Below are 19,105 nucleotides of genomic sequence, written 5' to 3'. Positions count from 1 at the left end.
TATGGGGCGCGTCTTACAAGCGCAATACGCCGCGCGCCACCCCTCTCCTACGGGTTACGCCCCGCGGCTGACGAGCGTTCCCGCGCCGCGCGCAGTGAAGAATTCGAGCAGCATGGCATGCGGCACACGCCCATCGAGCACGACCGCGGCTTCGCAGCCCGATTCGACAGCCCGGACGCAAGTCTCGAGCTTGGGGATCATCCCGCCCGAAATCGTGCCGTCGTCGCGCAGCCGGTGGACGTCGGCCGGGGTCAAATCGGTAAGCAGCTTGCCCTGCTTGTCGAGGACGCCCGAGACGTCGGTCAGCAGCAGCAGGCGGGCCGCTCCCAAAGCCGCGGCCAGCGCTCCGGCCATGGTGTCGGCATTGATATTGTAGGTATGCCCGTCTTCGCCAACGCCGATCGGTGCGACCACGGGGATCATGCCCGCCCCGGTGGCGGTCTCGATGATGGTCGTGTCGACCCTGGCCGGCTCGCCGACGAAGCCGAGATCGAGCGCCTTTTCGATATTGCTGTCGGGGTCCTTTTGCGTGCGCCGCAGCTTGGTCGCGGTGACGAGGCCGCCATCCTTGCCCGAAATGCCGATCGCCTTGCCGCCCGCGCGCGCGATCGAGCCCACGATCGCCTTGTTGATCGCGCCAGAAAGGACCATCTCTGCGACATCGGCGGTCTGCTTGTCGGTGACGCGCAGCCCGTCGACGAAGGTCGTCTCGACGCCCAGCTTTTCGAGCATTGCGCCGATCTGCGGGCCGCCGCCGTGGACCACCACGGGATTGATGCCAACCGCCTTCAGCAACACCACATCTTCGGCGAATTCGCGCGCGGCACGATCGTCGCCCATGGCATTGCCGCCGTATTTCACCACGAAGCTGCGGCCGGCATAGCGCTGGAAATAGGGCAGCGCCTCGATCAGCGTTTCGGCCTTGGCGTGAATGTCGCGTGTCTCGGTCATGGCGTGCCGGACTAGCGGGGGCGAGCGTGCGAGGCAAAGGTTTCCGCGCGGCGGTGGATCGGTCGCGATCGCCGGTCGCCGGACGTTGGAACATCGCCAAAGCATTGCGCCGTTCGGGCCGGGTTTCGGCGTCCTGGGCGCGATGGCCGACCACCGCCGCCAATCGAACCGAGGTTACCGACCCGAAGCGGCGCGGAGCCGCCCGGGGTTTTCGCTTGCCCCTATTCGCCCGCGCCCGACCGGGGCGGATAGGGCATGGCCGGGCCGTGATCGATGCTCAGGCTTTCCAGCAGGCGGAAGCGGCCCTCTTGCGGCATCCATTGCCACGAATGGATATAGCGCCCGCCACCGGTCAACACCCAGCCGCCCTGCCCGCCATTGGCATCGGCGCGCCATTCGTGGAAGGTGTGAAGCCCCTCCTCCAGCGCGCCCCAGTCGCCCAGCTTCTGGATTCGGCGCGAGCCGGGCACCAGCAGGCGGCGGTTCCTGTAGCCCTTATTCGCCCCGCCGGGCTTGCGCTTGTCGCAATTCTCGCGCGCCTGCTGGATCATCTGCGCCCCGCTCGACGTGGCCATTCCGACGAGATCGTGCAGCATCCGAAAATCGGGGTGAACCAGTTCGGCCACGGCATCGGGATCGCAGCCCTCGAAGAAGCCCCAGAACAGGCGCGCGTCGTTGGCCGCGACCTCCTGCTCGAGCGCATCCCCGGCGGGCATGGGCTGCGACGCGGTGGTGGACGCCTGCGTAAAGAGCAACGCGGCGGCAAGGGTGGTGAACATGAGGAACCTCTCGAATCGTGTGTGTTGTTTGGGCAATACACCATGGCTCGCATGCTGCAACCGCTTCCCTTTGGCGGCCACTGGGCTAGGGTCGCGCGATGACCTGCAAGCCCCTGCTGCCCGCGCTGTGCGCGCCTCTCGCCCTAGCAGCCTGCGCCACCGGACCGGAAACCGTCGGGGGCAGCAGCCTCGCTGCGCAGGAGGCCTTCTGGGACGCGCTTTCGAGCCATTGCGGCGGGGACCGACCCGGCATGGCCTATGCCGGCGGGCTTGTCAGCGACGACGCGCGCGATTCCGATTGGGCGGGCAAGCGCATGGTCGCGCATTGGGCCGAATGCAGCGCGGACCGCGTCGCCATCGCTTTCCATGTCGAGGACGCCGATGCGCCGGGGGGCTGGAATCGCAGCCGCACCTGGATCGTCACGCGGAGCGGCGCGGGGCCGGACATGCGGCTCACGCTCAAGCACGATCACCGCCATGCCGATGGCAAGGCCGATGCAGTCACCTTCTACGGCGGCACCACCGCCGATGCCGGCGCAACGCGCGGGCAGGATTTCCCCGTCGATGCCGAGAGCATTGCGCTGTTCACGCGCGAGGGGCTCGACGCCTCGCTGACCAATGTCTGGCGGGTCGAGGTCGACCCGGCAGATACGCCCCACGGCCTCTTCGCCTACCAGCTGACCCGCCGCAACGACCCCGCGCGGCTGTTCCGCGTGGAGATGAGGCTGAGCGATCCTGTCGCGCCGCCGCCGTCCGCCTGGGGCTGGTAAAGGGCGCGCGCCTCAAACAAAAACCCCCGCCATCATGACGAGGGATTTGCTCGGGCCGGGATCAAGCGCGCTATCGCCCGAGCGGCCTACTCCGCCGGAGCGGTTGCGCCCGCTTCGGGGTCTGCATCCTCGGTGATGACGATCGCTTCGACGGATTCGCCATCGGCACCCTCGAGCAGTTCGTCGACGGGTTCCTCGCCCGGCTCGTTGATGTCGATCGGCTGGTTGATCCGCTCTTCCTGAGTTGTGATCGCATGGTCGGGGATGGTTTCAAGGCTCTCGTCGCCATCGGGGTTGATGAACATGATGACTGCCACCACGGCGAGCAGCGCGATAACCCCTACCCACATCCAGCGCGTGCGGGGGGCCTTGGTGTCGGGAACGGGATCGGTCATGGCAGGTCTTCTCCTGTTGGCTTTCGCCCTACCAATGGATGGGCTGGGCAGCCCGTTCCGAATTTCCCGTTGCCGATCTCAGCGCGATCAGATGGTCGGCTAGGCGTCGCCCGGACCCTCGTCGTCTGTCGCTTCCCCCTCTTCGGGGACGTTGGTCATCGGCGTTTCGGGCAGGTCCACCTCGACCGCGTTCGGGTCTTCCTCGGACACGATTAGCTCGCCGCCGCCCTCGTCGGTGGCGCCGACTTCATAGGTCGTATCCTCTGCCTCGCCGCAAGCGACGAGCGCCAGCGCGGCGGCCAGCGGCAGCGCGGCGGTGGTAAAGCGGGTGGTCATCGGCAGATCTCCTGTATGGGGGCGGTTGCGTGAGGCGAGAGAGCCTCGCACTCCCGCCCGCGCCATGCAAGCGCGAGGCGGGTGTGAGCCGTGCCACTAGGCCGCGGCGCGCGCTGTCTTGACGATCCCGGTGATCTCGTCGAGCAGCGCAAGGCGTAGCTTCTTCAGCGTTTCGAGCCGCTCCTCGCTTGCGGCTTCGGCCTCGGCCTCGATGCGGTGCACCTCGCGATTGACCTCGTGGTAGTCCTTGGCGAGCCGCGCGTAATGCGCATCCTCCTGCTTGAGCCGCGTCACCAGCTCGCGATCGCGCGCGAAGATGGTGGTGAGTTCGTTGGGCGTATGTTGCGACATGGGAATCCTCTCTGTGACGATGCAGCCGGTTTTAGCAGCGGGTGCAGGGCGTTCATTGCGCTCGATCAAATTTGCACTGGCCCTGCGCGCTGGCAGCGAGCGCCCGGGCGGGTTATGCCCGTTGCATGGCCGGGGTGACCGCCTGCGACGTGCCCGAAGGCAGCCTGCTCGCCGCATTCGGCGGGCCGCAAGATTATCGCGACTGCTTCTGCCGCGAGGTGGCCGGCACGGTCACGCTTAAGGAATTCATCGAGCGCTTCTATTGCAGCATGGCCTTTCGCCCCGAACGGATCGTGCTCGACCTGATCGGCCGCGGCGCGTCGAGTGCCGACGTGAGGGCACTGGCGCGCGGACAGGCGGACGCGATCGCGGTGTGGAAAGTGGTCGAGCGGCGGGAGGATGAGATCCTGCTCGAATCCAAGGGCACCGGTACGGCCAGCTGGCTGGCGGTGGAGCCCCTACAATCCGGCTTTGGAGCGGTAGGCGCGAAAACGCCCCGCACCCGCCTGCTTTTCGGCTCGTGGGTCGGTAATCTCGAACAATCGGGCTGGCGCGTGATGCAGCGCCCCCACCAATGGTATTCGCGCTTCCTTCTTGGCGGCGTGCGCAGACTGGGGAGGTGAGGCGGTGAAAGGCGCGGTAAAGGCGGGCGTCGCCTATTGGACGCTGATCTTCGGACTGGGATTTATCCTCGGCACTGTGCGCGTGCTGTGGCTGGCTCCACGGGTGGGCGAAACGGTCGCCGGATTGATCGAGATGCCTATAATCCTGGGCGCGAGTTGGCTGGTTGCGCGATGGCTGGTCGGGCGCTTCGAAATTCGGCGCCGCGGAGAAGCATTGGCGATGGGCGGGGTCGCCTTTGCGCTGCTAATGGTGGCCGAATTGGCGCTCGGCGTCGCGGTGTTTGCCATGAGCCCAGCCCAGTGGCTCGCATCGATTTCGCAACCGCCCGGTCTCTACGGATTGATCGGGCAAGTGGCGTTCGGGATGATGCCGTTATGGATAACTAGACGAGTACGATAGACAGCGGAAGCGCTATGAGAGCCCCGTGGCGGAACGCAATCTCAGGCTCGGCGGACCGGACCGCAGCGTATCGAAGCGCCTCGGTATTCTACCTGTCACCCTCTATTTGCTTTAAGCACCGAGCCCTCAGGGCACATCAGGCTGTTCAAGGTGCGAAATATAGCGCCCTGCCTGAGGCCCCCAATCGTAGTACATTCCGCATTGCATTGTAGTGATGCTTCCAGCTTCGTCCGCGCTCATCTCGAGGAAAACGGATGTGAGCTGAATCGGATTCTTGTCCCCCAAGAGTTCCGCAAAAATCTCAAGCTTATAGCGACCACCCTTCCATCGAAAATCGGAAAAGTCCGCAGGCAACGAAAAGTGGTGGTTCGTTACTACACCGACATTACTCACATGGAGCCCGCTGCCGCGCACGAGCTTGTCTTCACCGTATACCCATACGTTGAAATTCTGACGTGTCTCCTCGTGAGTGAGAGTCGCATATAGCGATTCGACTACGCGTCCGCGTTTCGATTCTGCCAAGAGCAACGCTCTGAGAAAGATCTTCGGTCTTCCATTTGGTCCAGCCTTGCGTGAACCGTCAGGACCCAGATAAACCTGAGCGGGGCGGGTCATTTTGACCGTTCCCTTACGAAAATACGTCAACCAGAGAGTGAGGGCCGATATGCCTAGTGCGATCGCCGAGATCGCCAGTGCGAGAAGCTCGCTCCCTCCTATTCCCGCGACCGGGCTCACTCCGCCGCCTGCGCTCCTTCGCCTTCTTCCCCGAACAGGCCCGGGCCGTCGTCCTCGGCTTCTTCCTCGTTCGCGGCCTTGGCCTTGTTGCGCTTGTCGAAGCTCGACCAGACGGTGTTCCAGTCTCCGCGGGTAGCGCCCTTGGAATATTCGGTCGCGCGGGTTTCGAAGAAGTTGGCGTGCTCCACGCCGTTGAGCAACGGGGCGAGCCAGGGCAGCGGGTGGTCGTCGACCATGTAGATCGGCTGCAGGCCCAGCTGGCTGAGGCGCCAGTCGGCGATGTAGCGGATATACTTCTTGATTTCCTTCGCGGTCATCCCCGGCACCGGGCCATCCTCGAAGGCGAGGTCGATGAAGGCATCCTCCAGCCGCACCGTCTTCTGGCACATGTCCATGATGTCTTCCTTGACCGCCTTGGTCAGGCAGTCGCGCTCGCGGACGAATTCGTGGAACAGGCGGGTGATGCCTTCGCAGTGGAGGCTCTCGTCGCGCACCGACCAGCTGACGATCTGGCCCATGCCCTTCATCTTGTTGAAGCGCGGGAAGTTCATCAGCATGGCGAAGCTGGCGAACAGCTGCAGCCCTTCGGTAAAGCCGCCGAACATGGCAAGCGTGCGGGCGATATCCTCGTCCGTGTCGACGCCGAACTCCTGCAGATAGTCGTGCTTGTCCTTCATCTCCTCATATTCGAGGAACATGCCGTATTCGCTTTCGGGCATGCCTATCGTGTCGAGCAGGTGCGAATAGGCGGCGATATGCACCGTCTCCATATTGCTGAACGCGGTCAGCATCATTTTGATCTCGGTCGGCTTGAACACGCGGCCGTATTTGTCGTGGTAGCAATCCTGCACCTCGACATCGGCCTGGGTGAAGAAGCGGAAGATCTGCGTGAGCAGGTTGCGCTCGTGATCGGTCAGCTTCTGCGCCCAGTCGCGGCAGTCCTCGCCCAGCGGCACTTCTTCGGGCAGCCAGTGCACCTGCTGCTGGCGCTTCCAGAACTCGTAGGCCCAGGGGTACTCGAAGGGCTTGTAGGTCTTGCGGGCTTCGAGCAACGACATCTGGTGGTTCTCCGGTTTTTCGCGTGGGCGACTCATATAGTGAATCAGAGGTTGGATTCGAAGGCAAGCGGTTGTGATTCGGCGGGGATAAGATGGGAAAACCCGCGCGCTGCGCCTCGCCGCTCCGCCTGTGCGACGAATTGCGGAACGTGCAAGAGCGAGCAGCCGTTGATCGGGTAAAGGAGACACACCCATGGGTGAATACGCCCCCGACGACCAACGCGACGTACACAAGGCCCAAGCCGAAGACTGGCGCGAGGCCGAAGAGCAGCAGGACCGCAGCGACGCGCCCCAGACCGAAGGCGAGGCTCAGATGGGCTATGGCAATGCCCGCGATGCACAAGGCGCGATGGGGCAGGACCGCATCGACGACGCCCGGCCCGACACGCGCGCCCGCGCCGATGCCGCGAGGCCGCTCGGCGAAAGCTGACGAAAAAAAGGCAGACCACGGGGAACAGCGACATCGTCCGGTTTCCCCTTTTGCGGGCGATGTCCGCAAACCCCGGCGCCCCACTCCTCGACCAGAGGGGTGGGGCGTCTACTTTTGCGCCCTATCGCTCCGCTACTTGAGGGCGGGGGCACCCGAAACTCCCTCCTTCCATCACCCGTGCATGACCCTCGACGAGGCGTGGACCCATGCCCGTGGCCGCCCGTTGGTAGGGTATAAGCAACGCAAAACAAAAGGGTTTTACATGTTTGAGAAGCTACGCATCAAGGAACATATGGAAGTCGCCAATGCAGAAGGTCTGCACGTCGGCACCGTCGACGCGGTCGAGAACGACGCGATCAAGCTGACCAAATCGGACAGCGCGGACGACATGCACCACTTCCTCTCGCTCGACGATGTCGAGAAGATCGACGACAATCGCATCTATCTGAAGGAAGGCGCCCGCATCCCCGAAGGACTGGGCAACAAGGCGGTCACCGAAGACGCCTAACCGATAACAAGTGAATCGATCCCGTAGCGGATCGGACAACGCCCCGCCCCGGTCTTGCCGGCGGCGGGGCATTGCTTTGCGTTCGGCGCATGGGTGCAGGAAACATTTGCGGCGCGCGCCTGGTCTTGTATCGCGCTTGCAGAATGGACCGGCCGCAACACTTCGACCTCGCCGCTGCCGCACAGGCCGCGCTGGCGGGAAGACAGCCTCCCTCGACATGGGATTCGCGCCTGCGTTCCGCGGTCGAGCAGGAGCTTGGCGATGCGCATCACCGCGAGGCGCGCTTTCTGATCGGTTTCGCGCTCACCATCGCGGTGCTGTCGCTGTCGGTCGATTTGGTGGTGGCGCCGCAACACATCGGAGAAGTCGCCGCTTTCCGGCTCGGCATGGTGGTCCCGCTGGGCATCGCCGCACTGCTGCTGCCGCGTCACATGCTGGGCCTGCAAAAGGTGCTGATGGCGCTGCTTCTGACCGGCTTCGCGGTGAGTCTGGCATATGCCAGCCTGTTCGTGCCGCCGCCGTCCGATGCCCTGCTTGCCCTCGGGGTCGTCTCACTACTCGGCTTTGCGCTGCCGGTGCTGCCCTTTCGCGGATGGGAGGTTCCGGCCTTCGTGCTGCTGTATTTCGGTGCGGTGAGCGGCTTCGTAATCGTCTTTCAGAGCGTAATAGCCACATCGGATGCCTATCTGCCGATCATGGTGCTGACGGCCGGCGCGGCGACGGTGCTCACGCGCCGGGTACACTGGCTCGAGCGCCGCACACTGCTGGCGACGCTGGAGGCCGGCAGTCGCGCCGCAAGCTTGCAGGAGAGCAATACCGAACTCACCGAAATGTCGATGGAAGACCCGTTGACCGGGCTTGCAAACCGTCGCCGGGCGGAAGAAAATTTCGCTGCGCATTTCGCCATGCCGGTGGCGAGCGGCCATCCGAAGACTGCGCTGCTGATACTCGACATCGACCATTTCAAGGAATTCAACGATCGCTGGGGGCACCAGGCGGGGGACGATTGCCTGCGCGCGGTAGCCGAAGTCATGCGGCACACCTCGGTTCGATACGGCGGACTTGCGGCACGTTTCGGGGGAGAGGAATTCGTCATGCTACTGCGTGCGGACGATGCCCCTCAGGCATTGGCGGTAGCCGAAGATCTAAGGGTCTCGATCGAACGGATCGAGATCGTCCAGGACGGCGGCCGGGCAACCGCGAGCTGCACGGCGAGCATCGGCATCGCCTTGCACCAAGGGCCCGATGCGCCAATTCTGGCGGAGATGATCTCGGCTGCCGACGAGGCGCTCTATCGCGCCAAGGCGGAGGGACGAAACCGCAGCGTGGTGGCGGCACAGCATGCCTGACCGGAGCTAGAACACAAGCGGGGCCGGCAACCGCGAGGTTGCCGGCCCCGCTCGATGAAGGGCGCTCGCGCCCCCTTACTGGCAGGCGAGGCATTCCTCGTAATCGGTCTGCTCGGCAGCGAGTTCGTACTTCGCCGCATCGGCCGTGTTGTCGGCCTCGACGCCGCCCGCGAAGCCGGCGCGCTGCACGCTCTTCGAGCGGAGGTAGTAAAGCGACTTGATGCCCTTCTCCCACGCCTGGAAATGCAGCATCATCAGGTCCCACTTATCGACGTCGGCCGGGATGAACAGGTTCAGCGACTGCGCCTGGTCGATGAAGGGCGCACGGTCGGCGGCGAATTCGAGCAGCCAGCGCTGGTCGATCTCGAAGCTGGTCTTGAACGCGGCCTTTTCCTCGTCGGTGAGGAAATCGAGGTGCTGGACCGACCCGCCGCGCTCGAGGATCGAGTTCCACACATTGGTCGAATTCTTGCTCTTCTTGTCGAGGATCTTTTCGAGATAGGGATTCTTGACGATGAACGAGCCCGACAGCGTCTTGTGGGTGTAGATATTGGCGGGGATCGGTTCGATACAGGCGCTGGTCCCGCCGCAAATGATGCTGATCGACGCTGTCGGCGCGATCGCCATCTTGCAGCTGAAGCGCTCCATTGCGCCCATTTCTTCGGCGTCCGGGCAGGCGCCGCGTTCCTGCGCGAGCACTAGCGAAGCTTCTTCGGCCTTGCCGCTGATGTGCTTGAACATCTTGAGGTTCCACACCTTGGCCATCGGGCTTTCGAAACCGATACCCTTTTGCTGGAGGAAGGAGTGGAAGCCCATCACGCCCATGCCCACGCTGCGCTCGCGCATGGCGGAATACTTCGCCCGCGCCATCTCGTCGGGCGCGCGGTCGATATAGTCCTGCAGCACGTTGTCGAGGAAACGCATGATGTCCTCGATGAACTGCTTGTCACCGTTCCACTCGTCCCATTTCTCGAGGTTGAGAGAGGACAGGCAGCACACCGCCGTGCGGTCATTGCCGAGGTGGTCGATCCCCGTCGGCAGGGTGATTTCGGCGCACAGGTTCGAAGTCGAGACCTTGAGGCCCAGCTCGCGGTGATGCTTGGGCATCATCCGGTTCACCGTGTCGGAAAACACGATGTAGGGCTCGCCGGTCGCCAGCCGGGTCTCGACCAGCTTCTGGAACAGGCTGCGCGCGTCGACCGTCTTGCGCACGCTGCCGTCGCGCGGGCTTACGAGATCGAATTCCTCGCCGGCACGAACCGCTTCCATGAAGGCATCGGTCACCAGCACGCCGTGGTGCAGGTTCAGCGCCTTGCGATTGAAGTCGCCCGAAGGTTTGCGGATTTCGAGGAACTCCTCGATCTCCGGGTGCGAGATATCGATGTAGCAGGCAGCCGAACCGCGGCGCAGCGACCCCTGCGAAATCGCCAGGGTCAGCGAGTCCATTACGCGCACGAATGGAATGATGCCGCTGGTCTTGCCGTTGAGGCCAACGGGCTCGCCGATGCCGCGGACATTGCCCCAGTAGGTGCCGATGCCGCCGCCCTTCGATGCCAGCCAGACGTTCTCGTTCCAGGTGCCGACGATCCCGTCGAGGCTGTCCTCGACGCTGTTGAGATAGCAGGAGATCGGCAGGCCGCGCGTAGTCCCGCCGTTCGACAGCACGGGTGTGGCGGGCATGAACCACAGGTTCGAGATATAATCGTAGAGGCGCTGCGCATGCTCGGCGTCGTCGGCGAAGTAATCGGCCACGCGCGCGAACAGGTCCTGGTACTTCTCGCCCGGCAGCAGATAGCGATCGGTAAGCGTTTCCTTGCCGAATTCGGTCAGCAATGCATCGCGACTCTCGTCGATCTTCACGTCGAAACGGCGATCGAGCACTTTCTTGCTGTCGTGCTTGGCGGCTTCGGCCGCGGCACTCGCCACCGCGCCGGCCAGCGCCTCGCCCGCGGCCTGCTGAACCAGCCCGTCGCTGCCCTTGTCCGTTTTGTCCATCGCGACCGCCTTTGTCTCCGTGCTGGGCTCGGGTGCGGCGTCCTGCGTATCGATATCCAGTGCCACCGCCGTATCGTCCCCGGTCTTGAAATCCATCGTCTGCCCCGCCTTCCGTGTGCTTCGCGCGGCTGCATTCGCACCGCGCGTGTTCCGCTTGTGTTCGAGTCGGTGGGACCGCTGTCCCGCCTAGCAATTTTGCGCGGCACCGGGGGGAAAACTTATCCTCTTCTTTCCCACAAGCCTGCCGTCCGGGCGGGTGCATGCCAATATGGGCATTTGGCCGCCAATAGCTAGGTCTTGTGGGTACCCCCGGTAGCCCGACCACTAGATACTGAATCAGGCAGGACTCACGCGCAAGAGGGTCAATGCCGAATTAAGGCCGCTTCGCAGCTTCGGCACGAGGTGCCTTAGTTTGCTGCAACGCCGCGACGCGTGGACCAAGCTGGACTCGCGGCGAGCGCAAGGGCGAAAATGAATCGGTGAAAAAAATTTTGCGGGCAAAAATCATCGTGCCGACTTGAGATTCAATCGAATCCGAGCACGCAATTTTGGAATCGGCGCGGCGCTTACGGGACCGTCGCAGAACAACTCCAGCGCCACCGCGCCCGTCCGCAGCACGGGATCGCGACGACGCCGGAGAGGGGTGAAAGTTCGCTCGAGATCAGCCCGCTTCGCGCGGCGATGCGGAGAAGGCGAAGACCGCCCGCTCTCGCGGATCGGCGAGACGAGCTTTCTCGAGCTTGCCGAGCGTGGTCGATAGATTTGCGAATTCCGCATCACTGCTCGCGACGATGATATTGGCCTGAAATAGCTGCCCATCCCCACCGATCGCGGGCAACGGCACGCTGAGACCAAGCCGGTTTACGGCGCGACGTGCTAGGCGGTCGACGCTACCGCTTCCCGAGCGGCGATAGATCTTGACGTTGACCGGGCGACCATCGGCACCGCGCTGGAAGCGAACCATGGCAATTCCTTCTCCCGCGGACCGATTGCGCGACCAGTCGGCTGCGACGAGGTTGCGGTCGAGTTCGCGCGAAATCCTCTCGACGGCCGCGGCTTCTTCAGCCGACACAATGATGTCCTGAGAAATGGCCGGAACCGCCGTCATCAGAAGTGCGCCGGCAAGGGCAATTAGGGGGGTTTTCATCGGATCATCCTTTCCTTCGCAAAAGATGATCGGCCGCAGTCTCGTGTCGCACTCCCCGCCGGACGGCAGGTGACAATCCCTTGAAGCACGATCGTTGGTCGATCGGGACAATCCAGCGGCTGCGGTTGCCGGATGTCCTGTGCGCCACCGTAAGTCGCGATTGATTCTTGTCAAATCGAGGCCGAATTCAGGCGCTTTGAGAACAGAACTGAAACTTTCTGACAGCCGTCAGACATATCATGATCCAAATATCGAGTTCCGTTAGTCTGACACACAAGAGGTTTACGGCTCGGCGACACAGACTCGCATTGGCCTTGCTCATGGCACAATTTCGGTTCGTCCGCCGGTCGAGCGCAGCCAGTCATTGGTCGAAAACGGGGGCTGACGCCTGCCGAGCCGGAGCGCAGGAATAGCCCTATTGGGTTTGTCGCACGCTCGTCCTGGCATGATCGGCGATCGCATCGGCAACCTCGTCGACCAGCGCCAGTGGCAGGTCGTGCCCCCATCCCGGGATCGTTTTCAGTTTGGCCCCCGGGATCGAGGCCGCCGTATCGTGCCCCCCCTCGCAGGGCACCAGTGGATCATCCTCGCCATGCAGCACCAGAGTCGGCACCGAGATTGACTTCAGCATCTCGCGGCGGTCGCCATCGGCGACGATTGCCGAGAGGTGCCGCGTCGGCCCTTCGGGATAGAAGCTCCGCCGTACGCTGGCCCGGGTGCGCTCGCGCAATCGCTCCTCGTCGGACGGATATCCGGGAGAGCCGATCGTGCGGGCCAGCATCATGCCGTGTTCGACAAGCACCTCCTCTTCGGTACTCTTGGGCCGGGTGACGAGTGCCTTCAGCGCCTCGGGCTTGGCGGGCGGCAGCTTGGGATTGCCCGTCGTCGAGAAGATCGAGGTGAGCGAGAGGCATTTGTCGGCGTGACGCGCGGCGAAATGCTGCGCGATCATCCCGCCCATGCTCGCCCCGACGATATGCGCCTTGTCGATTCCCAACGCATCGAGCAGTCCCGCCCCGTCATCGGCCATGTCCGCCAGCGTGTAGGGGACCCTGGGCGTCAGTCCGATCTTGGACAGCAATGTCATCTTGATGAGACCGGGCGCTTTCACCCCGTCGAATTTTTGGCTGAGACCGATGTCGCGATTGTCGTAGCGGATCACACGAAAACCGTGGCCGGCGAGCGCCTCCACCAACTCGTCGGGCCACAGAGTCAGTTGTGCGCCGAACCCCATAATCAGCAACAGCGGCGGGTTCGCCTTGTCGCCATGCTCTTCGTAATGAATTTCGATCCCGTTCGCGGTAACCTTGGGCAATCTGCCTCTCCCCATGCATTTCGTGGCGAGAATTCACCGGAAACACGTGCGATTGTCCATCACGAAATCGCCGGAGGGGGGAACATGGTTAGCATCGTTCTAACGCACCCCCGATTATGTCGTTCGGGTACAAGCGCACTGCCATCGGACAGGTCATTCTGAGTCTCGCTGGGAATCGATTTCCTCTGGACCCGTTATGGCCGATCGCAGGCAAGAAGAGCGAAAGCTGACACATGACGATGTTCGCATAAGTGTTGCGGGCGTTGGGTTACGCTGCGCCATGCGCAACCTTTCACCGTCGGGCTGTATGGTCGAGTGCCGAGACCTGATCGCCGAAATTGGCTCGCCGGTGGAACTTGCGCTGCTGCCGGGTTATGTCGCCCGCGGCGAAGTCGCCTGGCAGTTGGGCGAGAGCATCGGCATCTTCTTTCTGGAACCGATCAGCCCCAATATCGTCCGCCAATACGCGCTCGACGACTGGATGCTGCGCGGCGACTGGTCGCTCGGGAGCTGGGGATCGCTGAAGAGCTGAACCAGCTCACGCTACATAAGGACTATCACGTGTCGCACGCCCAAATTTGGACACAATCGTGACAGAAATATCGTTTCCACAGGAGGGTCGCTTGTCGCAGCACGAAGAAACCGAGAGACGTAACGGCAAACGCTCGAAGACTGACGACGAAGTGCTGTTTACCATTAACGAGGTGGTCATGCCCGGCAAGTTGCTCAACCTGTCGCGTGACGGTTGTATGATCGAGGGCGATTGCGTCACCGCAACGGCAGGGCGCAAAATCTCCGTGACACTGCTCGAAGGGTTTACGGTGATCGGCGAGATCATGTGGAAGAATGGCGACCGTATGGGCGTTGGGTTTTACCAGGAACTGGTTGATGCGACTCTCAAATACTTCCAGCTGCGCTCGATCGAGCACGAGGAGCATCAGTCACCTGCCGACCGCTTCGGGCGAGAATTGCCGCCCATGCGACGCCAACCCGACCTGAAGTGAGCCATTTGGGCAGCGGCCGACTTGCGGGCAGCGCCAGGAGTTCGCTCGCGGGACCTTTGTCGACGTAGTTCCACAATATCATGCGATTTTCGGGGCTCCCGAAGGATATTGCCCGAAAGCCCGATTGAATTGACGCCGGCTACGGCACCAGCACCGTGTCCCTCCCGATGGGATCGGTTTCCGGATAATCCATGATGAAATGCAGCCCGCGGCTCTCGTGGCGCTTGAGGGCGCTCTTTACGATCAGGCCGGCGCATTCGAGCAGGTTCCTGAGCTCGATCAGGTCGGTGGTGACGCGGAAGGACCCGTAATATTCCTCCACCTCCTGCCGTAGCATATCGATCCGGTTACCCGCCCGCTCGAGCCGCTTAGTGGTGCGTACGATGCCCACATAGTTCCACATGAAGCGACGTATCTCGGTCCAGTTCTGCTTGATGACCACCTCCTCGTCCGAGTCGGTCACACGGCTTTCGTCCCACGGCAGAATTTCGGGTGGGTCGTCGAGCCGGTCCCAGCATTCGAGGATGTCCCTGGCCGCCGCCTCCCCGAAGACAAAGCACTCGAGCAATGAGTTGGACGCGAGACGATTGGCGCCGTGAAGACCGCTTTCGGTACACTCGCCTGCCGCCCACAGGCCCGGCAGGTCGGTCTTGGCATCGAGCCCGATCTTTACTCCACCGCAGGTGTAATGCTGCGCGGGCACGACCGGGATCGGGCCCCTGGTCATGTCGATCCCCAAGCTCAGCAGTTTCTCGTGAATGGTCGGGAAGTGTTCGGTCACGAATTCGGCCGGCTGGTGGCTGATGTCGAGATGGACATAGTCCAGCCCGTAGCGCTTGATCTGGTCGTCATTCGCGCGCGCGACGATATCGCGGGGCGCCAGTTCCATACGTTCCGGATCGTACTGTTCCATGTATCGCTCGCCGGTAACCGGATTGAACAGCCGCCCGCCTTCACCGCGCACCGCCTCGGTAATGAGGAAGTTCTTGACCTCGAGATTGTAAAGGCAGGTCGGGTGGAACTGCATCATTTCCATGTTCGAGACCCGCGCACCCGCCCGCCATGCCATCGCAATACCATCGCCCGTCGCCCCGCGCGGCGAGGTGGAGAAGAGATAGACGCGCCCGGCCCCGCCTGCCGCGAGCACGGTTGCCCGCGCGACATGGGTGACGACCTCGCCGCTCGCCTCGTCGAGCGCATAGGCACCCCAGACGCGGCCCGATCCCGAATAATCGACCTGATTACGCCCGGTCACCAGATCGATGCAGCTTTGCCCCGGCAACAGCGTGATGTTCGGATTGTCCTCCGCCGCCTTGAGCAGTGCAGCCTGCACCGCCCAGCCGGTCGCATCGTTCACATGGACGATCCGGCGATGCGAATGCCCGCCCTCGCGCGTCAAATGGAGATCGCCCTCCTCGCGATTGAAGGGAACACCCAGTTCGCACAGCCGGTCGATCGATTGCGGCGCGCGTTCGATCACGTATTCGACAGTCGCGCGATCATTGAGCCCCGCGCCCGCGACCATTGTATCGCGGATATGATCGTCGAAGGTGTCGCCCGCGTGGAGCACGGCGGCGATCCCGCCCTGCGCCCAGGCGGTCGAACCGCTGTCGAGCCGACCCTTGGCCAGCACCAGCACTTTCTTGGTTTCGGCCAATGCCAGCGCGGCCGTCAGCCCGGCCGCGCCCGAGCCGATGACGAGTACGTCGTGGGGGATGTCTGTCATGCGCGCGTCATGCCGAGGCAATCGTTACGCGGCAAGCAAGGAACGATTCGGCGCAGCGGGGTTAAGGTTTCACCGCCGCCACATTATCGCCCGATTCGACAGGGGATAACGAAAACCGCAAATTGAGGGTCGTTCATGGGACTGGGACGAATTGCCTGCACTGTCGGCAGGCACAGCATCGATCGGAAGAATGTAAAGCGCGCCGGCGGCCAGCAGGTCGGTCGTTGCCGTAACTGCAAGGCACCGATGGAAGAGATCGAGCCGCATCACTGGGCGGTGCAGATGGTCAGGGACGCAGGATTGGGTCCGCGGGCTATTAAGTAGGTTTCAGGATACGCTAGCGGCATCCGCCGCTAGCTTGCGGCTGTTCTGTCCCGCTCTCCTACCGGCCACCTATAAGATACTGTGCCGTGGCTTGCCAGGGGGGGACAGCAAGGTCAGCTAAAGACTCACGGACATCACCCCGCGCCGGTCAGCTGGACGAAAACGTCTTCCAGATCGGCCTCGCGCGTGGTGACATCCTCGATCGCGTAACCATGTGACTGGACGAGCGCGAGCACCTGGCCAGCGCTCGCCTTGTCGCGGTCGTAGGTGATCTCGAGCCGTCGCGGCTCGACGACTTCGGCCTTGGTGAAGGCCTCTTCCATGATCGGCCCGCCAAGGTCCTTATCGACCGTCACCGCGACGATCTTCTCGCGCGCCATGCCGACAAGTTCCCGCGTCGGCTTGTCGGCGATGAGCTCCCCGTGGTTGATGATCGCGATGCGGTCGCACAATTGCTCGGCTTCCTCGAGATAATGGGTGGTCAGTACCACCGTCACGCCTTCGCGATTGAGTTCGGTGACCAGTTCCCACAGCTGGCGTCGCAATTCGACATCGACGCCCGCGGTGGGTTCGTCGAGCACCAGGATCGGGGGCGAATGAACCATCGCCTTGGCGATCAGAAGGCGGCGCTTCATCCCGCCCGACAACGTGCGCGCATAGGCATCGCGCTTGTCCCACAAATGCACCGCTTTCAGCAGTTCCTCGCTGCGGCGCTCGGATTTGGGGACGCCGTAGAAACCGCCCTGGTTTTCGAGCACCTCGAAAGGGGTGAAGAAGGGGTCGAAAACGATCTCTTGCGGCACGATCCCGATCGAGCGCTTGGCGTTACGCGCATTCTCGGAAATGTCGAAACCCCAGATTTCCGCGCTACCGCTGGTTTTGCGGACCAGCCCTGCGAGGATGTTGATGAGCGTCGACTTGCCCGCGCCATTGGGCCCGAGCAGGCCGAAGATGCCGCCTTGCGGCACATCGAAGCTCACGCCCTTGAGCGCCAGCTTGGGCGGCTCGCCGGGGCCCGGCGAGGCGTATTCCTTGACGAGGTTTTCGATGCGGATTGCGGGAGGAGTTGTCATGGCGTGTGACCTAGGCTCTTGAGCGGCCCGGTCAAACCCATTATCGGCGCACCGCATGAGCCTGCCACCTCCCGAAATATCCATGGTAACCACGCGCAGCGTGTGGTGCGACGGCGCGACCGACATCCGCACGGGTAAGAACTACCGCGCTGCAGCCCTCGGCCACCCCAAGATCTATCTCGAGATCGACGAGCACGGCTATGTCGACTGCGGCTATTGCGACCGGCGCTTCGTGCTCGAAGGCGGCCCCGCAGACGGTGTCGACCAGTCGCAGCTGATGGATATTTCCGAAGGCGGCGATCCGGGACACCGCTGACCTCTCGCCATCCCCGCTGCGTCTTCCTACATAGGGCCTCATGACGCAATCGACTGACCCGCACGCCCTTCTTTACAACCAGCTCGATCCCGAGGAAGCGAAGGCGCTGACCGCGCGCCTGCTGGCGCCGTGCGACGATGGCGAACTCTATCTCCAGTTTATGGCGACCGAGAGTTTCACTTTCGACGATGGACGATTGAAAACCGCCGATTACAGCCGCGACTCGGGTTTCGGCCTGCGCGGCGTTTCGGGCGAAACGACCGGTTTCGCGCATGCCAATGAGATCAGCGCCAGGGCGATCTCGCGGGCGGGCGAAACGCTGCAATTGCTCGACGCCACAAAATCGCCGCAGGCCGCCCCGCCCGAGAGAACCAACCGCCATCTCTACACCGACGTCAGCCCGCTCGATCTCGTGCCGTTTGCGGAAAAGGTCGCGCTGCTCGAGAAAATCGATGCGGTCGCCCGCGCCCGGGACCCGCGCGTGGCGCAGGTCAGCGCAAGCCTTGCGGGAAGCTGGAGCGCGATCGACATCATCCGCGCCGACGGTTTCACCGCCCGCGACATTCGCCCGCTGGTGCGGCTCAACGTCAGCATCGTCGCCGAAACAAACGGCCGCCGCGAAACCGGCAGTTTCGGTTTCGGTGGACGCTATCTCTACGACGACCTGTTCGACGAGGGCCGCTGGATGCGGGCCGTCGACGAGGCCGTGCGCCAGGCGATGGTCAATCTCGAGAGTGTCGAGGCACCGGCGGGCGAGCGGACCGTGCTGCTCGGCCCGGGCTGGCCCGGCGTCCTGCTGCACGAGGCGGTAGGCCACGGCCTCGAGGGCGATTTCAATCGCAAGGGCACCAGCGCCTTTTCGGGCCGGATCGGCGAGCGCGTCGCCGCGCCCGGCGTTACCGTGATCGACGATGGCAGCATTGCCGATCGCCGTGGTTCGCTGAGCATCGACGACGAGGGCACCCCGACGCGCGAGACCGTGCTGATCGAGGACGGCATACTCAAAGGCTACATGCAGGACCGTCTCAACGCCCGGCTGATGGGGGTCGATGCGACCGGCAACGGCCGCCGGCAGTCTTACGAGCACGCGCCGATGCCGCGCATGACGAATACTTTCATGCAAGGCGGAATCGACGATCCCGAGGAACTGCTGAGCCGCGTCGACGACGGCATCTACGCGACCAGCTTCGGCGGCGGACAGGTCGATATCGTTTCGGGCAAGTTCGTCTTCGCCTGCACCGAGGCCTACAAGGTAGAGAAGGGCAGGATCGTTGCCCCGATCAAGGGCGCAACGCTGATCGGCGACGGACCCACAGTGCTCACCAAGGTCCGCGGCATTGGCAACGACATGGCGCTGGACGAAGGCATCGGCATGTGCGGCAAGGGCGGGCAAAGTGTTCCCGCGGGCGTCGGCCAGCCGACCTTGCTGATCGACGGCATCACGGTGGGCGGCACGGCCTGAGGCGCCCAGACGCAGAACTCATCGCAGGTTCAGGCTTTGTGATATAGTATCTGCTCGC

Annotated in this window: 22 protein-coding genes; 10 read left to right on the top strand and 12 right to left on the bottom strand. The window is 63.2% G+C overall.

Going from position 1 to position 19,105, the window contains the following annotated elements; translation table 11 throughout:
• Positions 1-54: 54 nt before the first annotated feature.
• Together argB and ASS64_RS08690 are read right to left on the bottom strand one after the other, a co-directional pair.
• Positions 55-951 carry an acetylglutamate kinase gene (gene argB / locus ASS64_RS08695; RefSeq protein ID WP_067692790.1) on the bottom strand — a complete coding sequence of 299 codons (897 nt, stop codon included), beginning with the start codon at positions 949-951 and terminating at the stop codon, positions 55-57.
• Positions 952-1,172: 221 nt separating this feature from the next.
• Entirely contained in the window at positions 1,173-1,730 is a 558-nt protein-coding gene (locus tag ASS64_RS08690) for a DUF4440 domain-containing protein (RefSeq protein ID WP_067692787.1), read from the bottom strand.
• A gap of 98 nt (positions 1,731-1,828) precedes the next feature.
• Between ASS64_RS08690 and ASS64_RS08685 the strand changes: the two genes are divergently transcribed.
• Positions 1,829-2,500 (top strand): hypothetical protein, encoded by a 672-nt coding sequence (locus ASS64_RS08685; protein WP_067692786.1) that lies wholly within the window; start codon positions 1,829-1,831, stop codon positions 2,498-2,500.
• 86 nt (positions 2,501-2,586) lie between these two features.
• On the opposite strand, the gene ASS64_RS08680 is transcribed toward ASS64_RS08685, so the two are convergent.
• The 3 genes from ASS64_RS08680 to ASS64_RS08670 form a co-directional block, all read right to left on the bottom strand.
• Positions 2,587-2,895 (bottom strand): hypothetical protein, encoded by a 309-nt coding sequence (locus tag ASS64_RS08680; protein WP_067692785.1) that lies wholly within the window; start codon positions 2,893-2,895, stop codon positions 2,587-2,589.
• Between the two features lie 99 nt (positions 2,896-2,994).
• On the bottom strand, positions 2,995-3,231 hold the full coding sequence (locus ASS64_RS08675; RefSeq protein ID WP_067692784.1) for a hypothetical protein: 237 nt from the start codon (positions 3,229-3,231) through the stop codon (positions 2,995-2,997).
• Positions 3,232-3,327: 96 nt separating this feature from the next.
• On the bottom strand, positions 3,328-3,582 hold the full coding sequence (locus ASS64_RS08670; protein ID WP_067692781.1) for a YdcH family protein: 255 nt from the start codon (positions 3,580-3,582) through the stop codon (positions 3,328-3,330).
• A gap of 125 nt (positions 3,583-3,707) precedes the next feature.
• On the opposite strand from ASS64_RS08670, the gene ASS64_RS08665 reads away from it, so the two are divergent.
• Both ASS64_RS08665 and ASS64_RS08660 read left to right on the top strand, forming a co-directional pair.
• Positions 3,708-4,205, top strand: a complete 498-nt coding sequence (locus ASS64_RS08665; protein WP_067692780.1) for a hypothetical protein — start codon at positions 3,708-3,710, stop codon at positions 4,203-4,205.
• Between the two features lie 4 nt (positions 4,206-4,209).
• On the top strand, positions 4,210-4,605 hold the full coding sequence (locus tag ASS64_RS08660) for a hypothetical protein (protein WP_067692779.1): 396 nt from the start codon (positions 4,210-4,212) through the stop codon (positions 4,603-4,605).
• 126 nt (positions 4,606-4,731) lie between these two features.
• Here ASS64_RS08660 and ASS64_RS08655 read toward each other — a convergent pair whose 3' ends face one another.
• Entirely contained in the window at positions 4,732-5,220 is a 489-nt protein-coding gene (locus ASS64_RS08655; RefSeq protein ID WP_157075120.1) for a hypothetical protein, read from the bottom strand.
• Between the two features lie 116 nt (positions 5,221-5,336).
• Entirely contained in the window at positions 5,337-6,398 is a 1,062-nt protein-coding gene (locus tag ASS64_RS08650) for a ribonucleotide-diphosphate reductase subunit beta (RefSeq protein WP_067693156.1), read from the bottom strand.
• 193 nt (positions 6,399-6,591) lie between these two features.
• Between ASS64_RS08650 and ASS64_RS08645 the strand changes: the two genes are divergently transcribed.
• The 3 genes from ASS64_RS08645 (at position 6,592) to ASS64_RS08635 (ending at position 8,685) form a co-directional block, all read left to right on the top strand.
• A complete protein-coding gene (locus ASS64_RS08645; protein ID WP_067692774.1) occupies positions 6,592-6,828 on the top strand; it encodes a hypothetical protein in 237 nt (78 codons plus the stop codon).
• 262 nt (positions 6,829-7,090) lie between these two features.
• Positions 7,091-7,336, top strand: coding sequence for a DUF2171 domain-containing protein (locus ASS64_RS08640; RefSeq protein ID WP_067692772.1), 246 nt, complete (start codon positions 7,091-7,093; stop codon positions 7,334-7,336).
• Positions 7,337-7,479: 143 nt separating this feature from the next.
• A complete protein-coding gene (locus ASS64_RS08635; protein WP_067692770.1) occupies positions 7,480-8,685 on the top strand; it encodes a diguanylate cyclase in 1,206 nt (401 codons plus the stop codon).
• A 75-nt stretch (positions 8,686-8,760) separates the two neighbouring features.
• Here ASS64_RS08635 and ASS64_RS08630 read toward each other — a convergent pair whose 3' ends face one another.
• From ASS64_RS08630 to ASS64_RS08620, 3 genes are all read right to left on the bottom strand, one after another.
• Positions 8,761-10,776 (bottom strand): ribonucleoside-diphosphate reductase subunit alpha, encoded by a 2,016-nt coding sequence (locus ASS64_RS08630; RefSeq protein WP_067692768.1) that lies wholly within the window; start codon positions 10,774-10,776, stop codon positions 8,761-8,763.
• Positions 10,777-11,341: 565 nt separating this feature from the next.
• Positions 11,342-11,827, bottom strand: a complete 486-nt coding sequence (locus ASS64_RS08625; protein WP_157075119.1) for an energy transducer TonB — start codon at positions 11,825-11,827, stop codon at positions 11,342-11,344.
• Positions 11,828-12,242: 415 nt separating this feature from the next.
• Positions 12,243-13,142: an alpha/beta fold hydrolase gene (locus ASS64_RS08620; protein WP_067692765.1), complete on the bottom strand. Its 900-nt coding sequence runs from the start codon at positions 13,140-13,142 to the stop codon at positions 12,243-12,245.
• A gap of 196 nt (positions 13,143-13,338) precedes the next feature.
• Between ASS64_RS08620 and ASS64_RS08615 the strand changes: the two genes are divergently transcribed.
• Entirely contained in the window at positions 13,339-13,674 is a 336-nt protein-coding gene (locus ASS64_RS08615) for a PilZ domain-containing protein (protein ID WP_083508249.1), read from the top strand.
• 91 nt (positions 13,675-13,765) lie between these two features.
• Positions 13,766-14,146, top strand: a complete 381-nt coding sequence (locus ASS64_RS08610) for a PilZ domain-containing protein (protein ID WP_067692761.1) — start codon at positions 13,766-13,768, stop codon at positions 14,144-14,146.
• Positions 14,147-14,285: 139 nt separating this feature from the next.
• Here the strand turns inward: ASS64_RS08610 and nadB are convergent, their stop codons facing one another.
• Positions 14,286-15,872, bottom strand: a complete 1,587-nt coding sequence (gene nadB, locus ASS64_RS08605; protein ID WP_067692759.1) for an L-aspartate oxidase — start codon at positions 15,870-15,872, stop codon at positions 14,286-14,288.
• A gap of 458 nt (positions 15,873-16,330) precedes the next feature.
• The gene (locus ASS64_RS08600) at positions 16,331-17,269 is read right to left on the bottom strand and encodes an ABC transporter ATP-binding protein (RefSeq protein WP_067692756.1); all 939 of its coding nucleotides are present in this window, start codon (positions 17,267-17,269) and stop codon (positions 16,331-16,333) included.
• A gap of 55 nt (positions 17,270-17,324) precedes the next feature.
• Between ASS64_RS08600 and ASS64_RS08595 the strand changes: the two genes are divergently transcribed.
• Together ASS64_RS08595 and tldD are read left to right on the top strand one after the other, a co-directional pair.
• Complete coding sequence (locus tag ASS64_RS08595; protein ID WP_067692750.1) at positions 17,325-17,585, top strand: zinc-finger domain-containing protein; 261 nt, start codon at positions 17,325-17,327, stop codon at positions 17,583-17,585.
• A 40-nt stretch (positions 17,586-17,625) separates the two neighbouring features.
• Positions 17,626-19,047, top strand: coding sequence for a metalloprotease TldD (gene tldD / locus ASS64_RS08590; RefSeq protein ID WP_067692746.1), 1,422 nt, complete (start codon positions 17,626-17,628; stop codon positions 19,045-19,047).
• The last annotated feature ends 58 nt before the right edge of the window (positions 19,048-19,105 follow it).

The organism is Erythrobacter sp. AP23, from assembly GCF_001542855.1.
In the GTDB taxonomy this organism is placed as follows: domain Bacteria; phylum Pseudomonadota; class Alphaproteobacteria; order Sphingomonadales; family Sphingomonadaceae; genus Qipengyuania.
Note: the sequence above shows the minus strand (reverse complement) of the source record. Positions and strands in the feature narration are given on the sequence as shown.